This window comes from Acinetobacter sp. SwsAc2 (assembly GCF_013391465.1).
Lineage (GTDB): Bacteria > Pseudomonadota > Gammaproteobacteria > Pseudomonadales > Moraxellaceae > Acinetobacter > Acinetobacter johnsonii.
On the sequence record NZ_JACBEZ010000005.1, the window covers coordinates 1 to 13,170 of the forward strand.

Below are 13,170 nucleotides of genomic sequence, written 5' to 3' on the forward strand. Positions count from 1 at the left end.
AGAATAACTTTCAACTTTTGCCAGTGTTGATCTGTCAGCATGGTACGAGGCATAGCGAATAGTAAAATTGGGTTTGGCGATTTGATTTTACTACTTCGCTATTTTTTTAAGCTAAAAGTGTCAACACCCCCTAGTAACTACACATCGAAGAATTGCGACTGAGGTCTGGGCCCCATGTACGATATCCTTGGGTATCAATGTGAATCTGACCAGAAGCATATAAACCTAAGCCCATGTTCAAGCTCTGACCATGTTGGGTCCAAAATTGGCATAGACGATATTTTGTATTTTCAATATAAGCATAATCTTCGGGTTGCGGGTTTTCAGACCCAATTCGAAAATCGATGGCAGAATTGAATAAGTGGCGGGACGAGTTTGCACCGCCAGCACATTGGTTTAAAGGCAGATCACGATAAACCGAAGTGACTTCAAAATCGGTCAGTACTTTGGCTGCAACTAAATATTTAAATATTTTTAAGGTCGCAATTTGGTTTTTCCAAAGTTCACGGTTTGGGATCATATATTGTGAACGACCACATTTTTGCCAGTCACGTGCTGTTCTGAGCAGTTCAAAGCTTGGGATGATGTTTCCCACACCATTGCGTTCAAGAAAAACTTCATACTCACGTACGCGTGCTAGCGTGTCACCGACAGACATCCAAGCATTGTAGGTATAAGGAATAATTTTAGGTGGAGCAGGGCGGTCAAAACTAATTTTCTCTTGCGGGATAAAAATACGTTTTCCATCAGGCGTTGTGATGGTCTGACCTTTGTGGGATGAAGTCGTACAGCCAATCATCACCAAGGGGATTATGCTAACCGCAAATAATCCCTTTAAAAATTTCTTCATTATAGAAATCAAATATTTAAAAAATACGGCTATTATTTTAATCCAAATTTGTGAGGAAAAATTGGAAATATTGCAATCAAATGTGTGTTTTAGGTATAAAAAAAGATCAGCTTATGCTGATCTTTTTCTGGCTTACTTTTCTAAGTATTGTAACTTATCTGCTTTACCATTCCATTCTTCACGGTCAGCAGGTTGGTCACCAATCTGGGTAATGTTCGGCCAAGTTTGTGATAACTCAGCATTTAGTTCAATAAATACTTCTTGACCTTCTGGCAGTTCATCTTCAGAGAAAATTGCATTTGCTGGACATTCAGGTTCACACAGTGCGCAATCGATACATTCATCCGGATTGATCACTAGAAAGTTTGGACCTTCATAGAAACAGTCTACTGGACAGACTTCTACGCAGTCTTGATATTTACATTTAATACAATTTTCAGTGACAACAAAGGTCATGGCGAAGGCTACCTAAAAATATGGTTCTAATAACTAATGTGTATTTTAGGCAAAAACAGCATCAACTAACAATTGCTTTTATTGATATTTGTTATTTATATGCGTGAAATAAGACTATGTTTATGATTTTTATTAGAATGTGTATTGATTTTAAAGGGGGTTTTATGGGAGAAATCGAGCTTTAAGAAATTATAGAAAACAATAACTTAAATAATAGTTTTTTAGGTGCAACTTATGTCACATCTGCAAATGGTAAAGAGATTCCAATATCAAAATCATTCCATGTAATTTTTGATCTGAATGCATAGAACTTAGTCATTTATGAGTTGGTATTACTAATCCATTGGTGAACTGATTGTCCTGTATAAAAATTAAGTATGATTGAGTTCCTTGCTGTTAAATTTGATAAAAACTGAACATTCTGGTGAAAACTGCTTTTAACAATAAAAAAGACCGTCATTTTGACGGTCTAAATGAGTTGCTAAAATCGAAAGCGATTATGAATGTAACTGATCTTTCAATGCATAAAGCTGCTGTAAAGCTTCACGTGGACTTAAGTTATCAACATCAATACTCTTAAGTAGTTCAAGTGCGGCAGAAGGTTTCTCAATTTCGACCACACGTTCAATGATTTCAAGTTCAGGTGTTTCTATCACGGCAAACAAATCATTTTGAACGACTTTAGGTTTTTGCAGTTGTTGCTTCTCTAAAATTTTCAGACGATTTTGTGCTTCTTTGATCACACTGGCAGGAATTCCCGCCAATTTTGCTACCTGTAAGCCGTGACTTTGACTCGCTGGCCCATGTTGGACTTTATGTAACAAAATGAGGTTGCCATTGAGTTCTTTTGCAGTGACATGGTAGTTATCAATAGCAGTTTCTTTGGCCAGCTCGGTCAGTTCAAAGTAGTGTGTGGCAAATAAACATAAGCATTTAATGCGTTTGGTTAAGTCAAGTACGCAAGCCCATGCCAAAGATAAACCATCATAGGTACTGGTGCCACGACCAACTTCATCCATCAGAACCAGCGACTGATTGGTTGCATGATGTAGGATTTGCGAGGTCTCAGTCATTTCCACCATAAAGGTCGATTTGCCTGTAGATAGGTCATCTGCAGAACCAATGCGGGTAAAGATTCGATCAATAGGACCTAATACTGCCGATTGAGCTGGTACATATGAACCACAATAGGCCAATAGGCTAATTAAAGCAGTTTGACGCATAAAGGTTGATTTACCGCCCATGTTAGGACCCGTAATAATGGCCATACGGTGGTTGAAGTCAAGTGTCGTGTCATTCGGTGTAAATGTAGCTTTGTTCAACGCCTCAACCACTGGATGACGTCCTGCAATAATTTTAACCCCAATTTCTGGACTATACTCAGGACGTGACCAATTGCGTAAGCGAGCCTGATGTGCAAAGTTCGCTAAGAGGTCGATCTGCGCAATAGCGCTGCTCATCATTTGTAAATGACCAATGTCGGCGCGGAGTTCATCTAAAAGCATTTCGAACAGCATTTTTTCGCGAGCTAATGCACGGGATTCACTCGAAAGCACTTTGTCTTCAAAGGTTTTTAGCTCAGGCGTGATATAACGCTCAGCATTTTTTAAGGTCTGACGACGAATGTAGTGATCAGGTGCTTGCTCGGCTTGCGCACGGGTCAATTCAATGTAATACCCGCTGACACGGTTATAGCCAATTTTTAAGGTCGAAATGCCAGTATTTTGACGTTCTTGAATTTCAAGGTCGATCAAGTACTGTCCTGCATGATCGCGGATTTTACGTAGTTCATCGAGTTCATGATCAAAACCTTCCGCTATCACATTTCCATCTCGTAAAAGCACAGGTGGATGTTCAACGATGGCAGACATTAAACGTTGATGTAAGCCATGGAAATCACCCAATTCCTCATTCAATTGGGTAATGAGTGCGGACTGTTTACTTTGAATCACGGGTTGAATGGCATGACGTAAATAAGGGACTTGCGCACAGGCTTGGCGCAGTTGCACTAAGTCACGCGGACGGGCGCTACCTAAAGCCACCCGACTGAGGACACGTTCGATGTCTCCAATCTCTTTTAATACTAAACGGACTGGTGATTCATGGTAACCATCCACAAGACTCTTGGTGGCATCTAAACGTGCGTCTAAGAGCTTGGTATCACGTAACGGTTGCATCAGTGTACGACTAAGTAAACGTCCACCCATTGCCGTTTGACAGTCATTGATGAGTTGGAATAATGACGTGCCGTGTTCAAACAGAGGCTCAACTAGCTCTAAGTTTCTACGTGTCACAGGGTCAAGCGCAATGAAATCACTGCTTTGTTCAAGCTGAATAGAGCGAATATGCGGTAAGGCTGTTTTTTGCGTTTCTTTGGCATAATGAATCAGGGATGCTGCTGCTGCTTTGGCAAGTGGCAAATGGTCAATACCGAAACCGGCTAAAGTCGATACTGCAAACTGATCACATAAAGTTTTTTGTGCATTGTTTAGGTTAAAGTCGACATTTGGACGGCGTGTCACAGAGCAGTCGAGCAGTTTTTTAATGTGTTCAATGATATTGGGGTCGACAATATTTTCATCGACCAAAATTTCACTTGGCATGAGGCGAGACAGTTCAATACCGAGTTGCTCAAGCTGAAACTCTTGTTGCTGAACTTTGAATAAACCTGCACTTAAATCTAACAGCGCAATACCAATTTCATTTTGTTGTACGCAAAGCGCCACAAGGTTTGAACTTTGATGTGCCGTCAGTAAGGCATCGTCAGTCAGTGTACCTGGGGTAATAATCCGGACAACGCCACGTTCAACAGGTGCCTTACCTGTAACTTCACCAATTTGCTCACAGATGACGACGGTTTCTCCTTTTTTCACCAAGCGAGCAAGGTAGCCTTCAGCTGCATGGTAAGGAACACCTGCCATAGGGATGGGTTCACCATTGGCTTTGCCACGATGGGTCAGGGTAATCCCGAGAAGTTTAGCGGCCTTGTGTGCATCTTCAAAGAATAGCTCGTAGAAGTCACCCATACGATAGAACATCAAAGAGTGCGGATGTTGCATTTTGACGCCCATGTACTGTTGCATCATAGGGGTGAGGGTGGACAAATCAGTTATGATTCCCGAATTGCTCATGTAGGTGAAATCCTTAAATCTTTGAAAATGCACAATATAAAAATAGACCGAGCGACACCGCTTACCGTGTGTATTTATGCGCTATGAACAGCTATTGTATGAATGGCAATATCTTAGCAAAATTGAAAACGACTAAACAATAAATCATCTATAAAGCGAACAGTTGTTAAACAGCCAAGTGATTATTGTTGTAGGCGTTAGGTGTAAAGCAAAAATAAAAAAGCCTAAACATCTGTTTAGGCTTTTAAAGATTTAAGGCTTATACAGACCAAGTTCAGTCAGGTGCAACCGCAGGATACGACGTAACTCAAGAACGGCTTCAGGCGTTTCTTGAATAGAATGTCCCCCTTTAATAATCTTCTCAGACAATGCACCATCTAGATGGGCACTCGTATAAGGCACGACATCGTCTGTAATGATATTGAGGTCATCACTTTTGGTCGCATTCCCCATGATGCTGTGGAATTTCATGCCTTTGTATGGAACGACGTTTTTAGTTAACCGAGTAAAATTAGAGTTTTTGCTGAGATCACTTGGTCCATTTTGAATGAGTCCATTATCGACATCTTTAATGAAGGCTTGTAGGTCAGGGTCACTACTTTGTATAACATCGGTCAGTGCCCCCAAAAATGCACCTGGTAGACGAATGACTTTACGTGCCGCAAGGGTAAACCAGCGGTCAGCAAACTCTGTCCCACGATGTGGTGCTGCCAAGAAAATGGCCCGACTAAAGTTTGGAATCGGTTGAATGTCGAGGCGCGATTTAAACAGAGGGTCATTTTTAAATTGTTGCGCACGTCGATTGGGTAGCAGTTTCATTGCCGCAGGGGTTAAGTCAGCATCGCTTACCAAAAGCCGCGCAATAATACCGCCCATACTATGACCCACTAGCACGGCATCCTTTTTGGCAGGCGCTTTGCTATCGACCAAATTAAAACTTTGTTGAATGATTGCATAGATTTGGAAACGACTTTCCAAAATTGGCATATTGGTCGAGTAGAACACTTGCCAGACTTGATAGTGTTCACGTAGCACGGGATCGCCCATGACATCATTCGTCAAACGAATCCATGCCTCTGGACTACTGGCTAGTCCGTGAACGAGCACCACCACTTTTTTATTTGGGTTGTACGGCTCAAGCATGTATAGGTGCGGCATAGTGAGGCGTGCATCACGATCAATCAGTGATAAATACGCGGCTTTACCTAAATTGTTTTGTGCCAACCATAAGCCATAAGGTGCAGAAAAGTTTGCAGCAAGAGGGTAACTTTTACCTGCAATTTTCGCAGATTCAAACTTATAGGGATCATAAGCTGAGATTTCAAACTCAGGGTTGTTTAAGATCTCATCGATATTGGATGCAGAGCGTGGCTGTGCGGTAATAGTTGCCGCCAAATAACGGGCATTGTGAATGTTAGGATTACGACCATTGGTATACTGATAATGCAGTGGATCGACAATATATTTGGCTTTTTCGGGTGAGGTATCGTTGTGCTCAGGTGGGAGGACAATCAGAAATTCTGAACCAAAACCATCGCGACGTGTGATAGAGCGTAGGCCTGAAAAGTTCATATTGTAAGTTGACATCAGTTGTTCAACTTGACGGTTTTTTAAAAGTGGGTAATTGTCATAATTAATACGGTAAATACTTTGCCCCACTTTGATTTGATTGCCGACTTCAGATGGCCCATGGCGTAAGCCATAACTATTTACAAGCTTAGCGATAGCTTGGTTATAAAAGTCACGGAGTTGGACTTGTCGGTTATCAAAAATACGGTCTTGCGGGCCACGTTTGGTGTTAAACATGTAGGCATAACTGTAGCGAATGCTTTTATCCAGCATACCGAGTTGTTGATCTAAGCAGTTTTGGTAGTTTTGTTTTTGTAGCGCTTTTTTTTCTTCAGACTGGGTCTTGGCTAAAATACTCACTTTACAGGCAGATGATTTTTCTAAGGAAAGTGCTTTAGCGAGATACAGTTCGCTGGCAGTAGAGAGGAGCTGTTCATCCTGAATTTGTGGAATCTGTTTGAGTTCGCTGACACATTCTTCAGGTTGCTCTGAACAGATTTTGGCTTCTCTACCCGTCATAGACAGCACGTTTAGACTCGCTTCACTGAGCTTATCCCGCGTTAAAATACTCTCACGCTCATTGGTAATCGTGACGTTCAGTGATTGATTTTTCACACTGACCACTTGGCAACCACTCAAAAGCGAAACGAGAGTGGTCATCATCAAGGTGCTACGGATGTATTTAGGCATAAAAAGCGTCGACTACCGTTTATTCTTTTGAATTTTTTAAATCATACGATAATTCTCGGATTTATCAATTCGCCTAAAATAAAAATAGACCGAAAATTCGGTCTATTTTTAGGTACATCAGAAGTGATGGAATTATTTTGCAGTATTTAGAACTTGCCAAACATTCCAACGACCTTGTTTTTCAATTTCATTAATCAAGCGATCCGCAACTTCGGCTTCTTGTGGATATTTCAGCTTGTAGTTTTTCAAGGTTTGCACCGCATTTTTCTTTTGTTCCATCGCGATGTAGTTATTTGCTGTCGCTAAATAGGCTTCTTGAACACCAGCTTTCATTGCTTTATCGAGGTATGGCATTGCTTCGCGTTGACCACCACCTTCAGACAAAGCAAAACCGAACCAGAAGTTTGCTTCAGGGTCTTCTTTGTTAATTTTTAAAATACGCTGTGCATAAGCCAAAGACTTGGTGGTATAGACTGAACCAAGGTCTAAATTACGTGCCATAACGCTGGCTTTGAATGCACGGACCAGTACATCAAATGAAGCATTGTCTTTCGATGCTAACGTATCAAGCTGTTGTGTCACTTCTTTTAGTTTTAACTCAAAACCTTTACGTTCTTGGCGTTCTGTAAAACGTGGTGGGTAGTGACGGGCTTTGCCTTCAACCAACTGTAAGAAGTCATCAATTTCAGTAATGTCGACTTCATTGTCGCCTGCCAGTACGGCAAACTTCAACTGACGGTCTTTGCTGTTTACGGTTGGAATAATCAGTTTATTGGTGTCTAAAACCAGTTTTTTAGATGGATCGTCAGAGCGAGTCACTTCCATTTTAGTTACTGGTTGAGCCGCTGCTTTTTTTAAGTTAATTTCAAATGGAGGTGGCGCATCATAATTAAATGGATTGAGTGCATAAAATGGTGCAGTTAATTCAGGCTCTGTAAAAACGATGGTATCGCTATTGTTCTTCGTTGGGTTTGAGCTACACGCTGTTAAAAACGAGACAGCAAGAACAGCAACCGCTAAGGGTTTAAGCATCATAAGGTTCATCCATTCATTATTTTAAGAAGTGGTATAAAAGGCATGTTCGTCAGTCTAAAAAAACTCTGATGAACATGCAAGGTTTGCTATAGGCAGGTTTTCAAAAACTAACACTTTTCATGTTTAGTCGTTGGATGGCAGGCTTTGAGCTTCACATTCGCGGCGTACATCTTCCAAAATTTTCAATTCTTCAGCACTAAAGGGTTGTTCATTTTGTTGTTGCTTTTTAAAAGTTGGATCAAGCAAAGACAAACGTTGGCATAGAGTGTTCATCCGTTTCTCATTCAGCTGAATGCGGTCAAGTAGAACACGCATACCTTCAAGAATTGGATCAGACTGGTCTTGCGTTGCAGCATAAGGTTGGAAACCAATACTTTCTGCATAATCGCGACGACGTGTTTCTGCTTCATCTTTCGGTTTATCTTTAGAAATAAAGCGTGCAGGGTTACCAACTGCGGTCGTGTCGGCTGGAACTGCTTTGGTGACGACTGCATTTGAGCCGACTTTCGCATTTTTACCGACAGTAAAAGGGCCTAAAATTTTAGCACCAGCACCAACCACCACGCCGTCTTCTAAGGTCGGGTGACGTTTGCCTTTATTCCATGTAGTTCCACCTAAAGTGACACCATGATATAGGGTCACATCGTCGCCAATTTCAGCGGTTTCACCAATCACGACGCCCATGCCATGGTCAATAAAAAAACGACGACCAATTTTAGCACCCGGGTGAATTTCAATACCTGTTGCAAAACGGCTAAAAGAAGACAATAAACGTGCTGAGCCTTTACATTCTTTTTTCCATAACTCATGCGCCATACGGTGCATGATCAAGGCATGAATGCCTGGATATGTGGTTAGAACTTCTAAAGTGTTTCGTGCCGCAGGATCGCGCGCGAATACAGCTTGTATATCTTCTTTGAGCTGTTTAAGCATTAGATTGATCCTCTGTTTGATCCGTATTTGACTTTTTCCATGTGCCGTTATTTAAAGCTTGTACACGACTAAAAATACCACGAAGTAAATGATATTCCATACGATCTAATTGTATACGTCCAAAAAGACGACGCAAGCGTAAAGGCAGTAATCGTGGATTTTTGGGATCTAAAAATTCAATCTCGGCCAACATTTTTTCAATGTGCGGGTAGAACTGTTCCATTTGCTCATGGGTGACCAAAGGCTCATCCCATTGCATAGACTCAGTATCTGTGACAGGCATGGTTGCAGCTTCATCTTCAGCGCTTTCTACAGCAGCAAGAGTTGCCATACGCATTTCATAACAAATCACTTGAATGGCTTGAGCCACATTCAGTACACCATAGTCTGTATTTACAGGAATGGTGACATGATAGTTGGCCATGGCCAGTTCTTCGTTGGTCAGTCCGCGGTCTTCACGACCAAATACAACAGCAACGTCTTGCTGATCATTCACCACTGCTGAAATTGATTTTTCAGCCGCAGGACGTGCGTCAAGCAAAGGCCAAGGAATGGTACGACTACGCGCACTGGTACCAAACACTAAATGGCAGTCTTTGATGGCATCGGCAAGGGTTTCAACGATTTCAATCTGCTCAATTAAATCCGTTGCACCCGCAGCCAAAGCATCGATATCGGGATGTGGATAGGTTTTTGGCGCAACCAAAACCAGTTTTGAGAGTCCCATCGTTTTCATGGCACGCAGTGCGCTACCAATGTTCGCAGGGAGTGTGGTATTGACCATGACAATACGCACATGGGAGAGATGCGCTGAAACAGCGGCATTGTCAAATTGGCTCATGATTTTTCCAATGAATCTTTAAAATTTAAATAATTAAGAGAACTGACCGACTTCAGCTTGATATAAGTCCATGGCATCATCCATGCTCATATCCGCAGGGGGCGGTGGTACATCTACAGGTTTGGCTTCTTCATAGCTCACCGCTTTGGCTGCTTTGGATTTGACTTGATATTCCACATGAAGATTTTCTTTGCCAAAATAGTCACGGAGTTTAGACAGTAGTTCATCCAGTGGCGCCACTTTCCAATTGATCCCTAAGTGCAATTCAGCCGTGGCATACGGGTAGTCCAACAGCAATTGCAGCGGAATGTGATTACACATATCGACATTACAAAAGGGTGCAAGAATATTTTTTAAATCTTGGCTCAGTGTTTTTGTGCTATGTGCTGGGTCGAGACGAATTTGAATACAGTTGGCACGTTTTTGGCGAATTTCATTCAGCGTAAATGCTTTGGTTAAGCGTCCCATCGGGCGGTCAAAACCTTCACGCTCGTAAATTTCGCCTTCAATTACCACGACTTTTTCATTTTGAATGATGTCTTTAAAACGCATAAAGCGTTCATGATTCGCAGAGACTTCGATCCGTGAGGTACCATCATCTAAGGTCACCATCATTCGGTTCGGGAAGTTGGCTACATCGACCACGAGACCTGCAAAAACTGTAGTGACACCACGACGGGTTGGGGTAAGTTCATTAATTTTGTTCGGAATAAACGCTTTCAACTCAGTGCGATAGACATCAATTGGGTGGCCGGTTAAATACAACCCTAGAGTGTCTTTTTCACCTTTGAGACGGACTTCGTCTGACCATGGCTTAACAGGTTTGGCTGGTTTACGTTGTACTTCTTCAACCTCACCAAACAAGTCCATGATGCCTGTTTCACGGTTTGAGCGAGCTTGATCCGCTGCTTGTACCGCTTCAGGTAGCTGCGCCATTAGACTTGAGCGTTCAATGCCGAGGCAGTCTAAAGCACCTGATCGAATCAACGCTTCTAAAGTCCGTTTATTAATTTTTTTCAGATCAATACGGTGGCAGAAATCAAACAAATCACGATATGGCCCATCTTGAATACGTGAGTCAATGACTGACTGCATCGCCGCTTCACCGACGCCTTTAATCGCACCGAGCCCATAGACGATTGTTTTATCGTCCGAAGCATGGAATTGATAGATAGACATATTGACCGAAGGCGGCAATACCTCTATATCGTTGTGTCGACAGTCATCAATCAAGAACACCACGTTATCGGTGTTTTGCATTTCCGATGACATTACCGCTGCTAAGAATTCAGCTGGATAATGCGCTTTGAGCCATGCCGTTTGATAGGCCACTAAGGCATAAGCTGCAGCATGCGATTTGTTAAAGCCATAACCTGCAAACTTTTCCATATAGTCAAAAATATGGTTGGCAGTGGCTTCATCAATGTCTTTTTTGGCTGCACCTTCCGTGAAAATTTGGCGCTGTTTGACCATTTCTTCAGGCTTTTTCTTACCCATCGCACGACGTAGTAAGTCCGCACCGCCCAAGCTATAGCCCGCACAATACTGTGCTGCCTGCATCACCTGTTCTTGGTAAACCATAATGCCGTAAGTCGGCTCAAGTACACCTTCAAGTAGGGGGTGAAGATATTCAAACTCGCCACCATGCATACGGTGGATAAAGTCTGGAATCAGGTCCATCGGACCCGGACGGTAAAGGGATACGAAGGCGATAATTTCTTCAAATTTACTTGGACGTGCTTCCTTAAGCATTTTTTTCATGCCCACGGATTCAAACTGGAAGACCGCTGTGGTGTTGGCATTGGCAAAGATAAGGTATGCATCTTTGTCATCAAGCGGAATGAACGCAATGTCTAAAGGCACATCTAGCTGAATGCGCTTATTGATATTCTTCACGGCATCTTCAATGACCGTTAAGTTACGCAGACCCAAGAAGTCGAACTTTACTAGACCTGCAGATTCAACATCGTCTTTATCGTACTGCGCAACACGACCTGTACCATCTGCGTCACATAGGACGGCAGAAAAGTCGGTAATTTTAGTTGGGGAAATGACCACGCCACCTGCGTGTTTACCTGTGTTACGGGTAATGCCTTCGAGTTTTAATGCCATTTCCCAAATTTCAGCCGCATCGTCATTGTCTGGGTTGGATGGGTTGGTGACAATATCTTTAAGCTGTGGCTCTGCTTCAATGGACTCTTCAAGGCTTAGACCTAAAGGCTTGGTCGGAATCATTTTTGAGATTCGGTCTGCCAAACCATAAGATTTACCCAAGACACGTGCCACGTCACGAATGGCACCTTTGGCTGCCATGGTGCCGAAGGTGGCAATTTGTGATACTGCATCGCGTCCGTATGTACGCGCCACATAGTCAATCACACGATCACGACCAGCAATACAGAAATCGACGTCGAAATCGGGCATTGAAACACGTTCTGGGTTTAAGAAGCGTTCGAACAGTAGTCCGTATGGGAGAGGATCAAGATCCGTAATTTTTAAGCTGTATGCAACAAGTGAACCTGCACCTGAACCACGACCTGGACCAACTGGAACGCCATTACCTTTGGACCATTGGATGAAGTCCATGACAATCAAGAAGTAGCCTGGGAAACCCATTTTAAGAATGGTCCCGATTTCATACTCTAAACGATCATCGTATTCTTTACGTTTTTGAGGCCAGTATTCATCACGCGTTTCTGGTGGATATAAAAAGTCTAAACGCTCTTCTAAACCTTCTTTGGATAAATGTGCAAAGTAGGTGTCAATGGTATGGCCTTCAGGAATAGGGTAGTCAGGCAGGAAGTATTTACCTAATTGCAGAGTGACGTTACAACGCTTCGCGATCTGATAAGTATTTTCAATTGCAGAGGGAATGTCTGCAAATAACTCCGCCATTTGTTGGCCAGATTTAAAATATTGCTCTGGAGAGTAATTTTTTGGTCGGCGGTTATCCCCTAATACATAACCATCGGCAATACAGACCCGAGCTTCGTGTGCTTCAAAGTCGATTTCTTTCATGAAGTGCACATCGTTGTGCGCAACTACACCAATATTGTATTTTTTAGCCAGTTTTAAGGCTTCATAGTTGAAGTCATCTTCACCTGAGCGTTCTGTTCGACATAGAGCCAAATAAACCCGATTGCCAAATTTTGCAATCCATTCTTCGAGTAAAGGTTCGGCTTTTTGCGGATTCGATGTACAGAGCATTTTGCCGACATCAGATCGCATGCCAAGTAGCGCAATCAGGTCATGGTTTTGTTCTAAAATCCAGTCTTTTGCAACGCAAGGAATATCAAGCTGTTGACCACGGATAAAACCTTCTGAAACCAGTTCGGTTAGATTACGCCAGCCAACATTGCTCATCGCCAATAATGTCACGCGATGGTCAGCATCGTTCAAACGAACTTCTGAACCCATAATCGGTTTGATGCCATTATCTAAGCATTTACCATAAAATTTTACAGCAGCGTGTAAGTTAGATAAGTCAGTAATGGCAAGGGCTGGCATACCTTCTGCCTTAGCAGCTTTGACTAAATCAGGTATACGTACAATTGATTCTGTGATTGAAAATTCTGTATGAATACCAAGATGTACAAAGTGCATAATTGAGTCCCTGCAAAAACCGCTGAATAGTTTAACATGCTCTGCCTTCATTCTGAGTGCGA

8 protein-coding genes are annotated in these 13,170 nt (G+C 42.4%); all 8 read right to left on the reverse strand.

The window, feature by feature from the left end; translation table 11 throughout:
* Positions 1-130: 130 nt before the first annotated feature.
* The 8 genes from HYI04_RS03540 to dnaE all read right to left on the reverse strand — a co-directional run bounded on the left by HYI04_RS03540 (position 131) and on the right by dnaE (position 13,108).
* The gene (locus HYI04_RS03540; protein WP_178895843.1) at positions 131-850 is read right to left on the reverse strand and encodes a D-Ala-D-Ala carboxypeptidase family metallohydrolase; all 720 of its coding nucleotides are present in this window, start codon (positions 848-850) and stop codon (positions 131-133) included.
* Positions 851-982: 132 nt separating this feature from the next.
* The gene (fdxA, locus tag HYI04_RS03545) at positions 983-1,306 is read right to left on the reverse strand and encodes a ferredoxin FdxA (RefSeq protein WP_004696359.1); all 324 of its coding nucleotides are present in this window, start codon (positions 1,304-1,306) and stop codon (positions 983-985) included.
* Between the two features lie 497 nt (positions 1,307-1,803).
* Entirely contained in the window at positions 1,804-4,437 is a 2,634-nt protein-coding gene (gene mutS / locus HYI04_RS03550) for a DNA mismatch repair protein MutS (RefSeq protein ID WP_178895844.1), read from the reverse strand.
* 252 nt (positions 4,438-4,689) lie between these two features.
* Complete coding sequence (locus HYI04_RS03555; RefSeq protein WP_178895845.1) at positions 4,690-6,696, reverse strand: triacylglycerol lipase; 2,007 nt, start codon at positions 6,694-6,696, stop codon at positions 4,690-4,692.
* Positions 6,697-6,828: 132 nt separating this feature from the next.
* Positions 6,829-7,731 carry an ABUW_2363 family tetratricopeptide repeat lipoprotein gene (locus tag HYI04_RS03560; protein WP_178895846.1) on the reverse strand — a complete coding sequence of 301 codons (903 nt, stop codon included), beginning with the start codon at positions 7,729-7,731 and terminating at the stop codon, positions 6,829-6,831.
* A 123-nt stretch (positions 7,732-7,854) separates the two neighbouring features.
* Positions 7,855-8,664 carry a serine O-acetyltransferase gene (cysE, locus tag HYI04_RS03565; RefSeq protein WP_004696365.1) on the reverse strand — a complete coding sequence of 270 codons (810 nt, stop codon included), beginning with the start codon at positions 8,662-8,664 and terminating at the stop codon, positions 7,855-7,857.
* Positions 8,657-9,505, reverse strand: coding sequence for an RNA methyltransferase (locus HYI04_RS03570; protein ID WP_004696367.1), 849 nt, complete (start codon positions 9,503-9,505; stop codon positions 8,657-8,659). The genes cysE and HYI04_RS03570 overlap by 8 nt, the downstream gene beginning before the upstream one ends.
* Before the next feature lie 33 nt (positions 9,506-9,538).
* A complete protein-coding gene (dnaE, locus tag HYI04_RS03575; RefSeq protein WP_178895847.1) occupies positions 9,539-13,108 on the reverse strand; it encodes a DNA polymerase III subunit alpha in 3,570 nt (1,189 codons plus the stop codon).
* Positions 13,109-13,170 lie beyond the last annotated feature (62 nt).

Excerpts from the sequence above, each read along its gene's own strand:
- HYI04_RS03540 (WP_178895843.1), bottom strand. The coding sequence starts at position 850 with ATGAAGAAATTTTTAAAGGGATTATTTGCGGTTAGCATAATCCCCTTG.
- fdxA (WP_004696359.1), bottom strand. The coding sequence starts at position 1,306 with ATGACCTTTGTTGTCACTGAAAATTGTATTAAATGTAAATATCAAGAC.
- mutS (WP_178895844.1), bottom strand. The coding sequence starts at position 4,437 with ATGAGCAATTCGGGAATCATAACTGATTTGTCCACCCTCACCCCTATG.
- HYI04_RS03555 (WP_178895845.1), bottom strand. The coding sequence starts at position 6,696 with ATGCCTAAATACATCCGTAGCACCTTGATGATGACCACTCTCGTTTCG.
- HYI04_RS03560 (WP_178895846.1), bottom strand. The coding sequence starts at position 7,731 with ATGATGCTTAAACCCTTAGCGGTTGCTGTTCTTGCTGTCTCGTTTTTA.
- cysE (WP_004696365.1), bottom strand. The coding sequence starts at position 8,664 with ATGCTTAAACAGCTCAAAGAAGATATACAAGCTGTATTCGCGCGCGAT.
- HYI04_RS03570 (WP_004696367.1), bottom strand. The coding sequence starts at position 9,505 with ATGAGCCAATTTGACAATGCCGCTGTTTCAGCGCATCTCTCCCATGTG.
- dnaE (WP_178895847.1), bottom strand. The coding sequence starts at position 13,108 with ATGCACTTTGTACATCTTGGTATTCATACAGAATTTTCAATCACAGAA.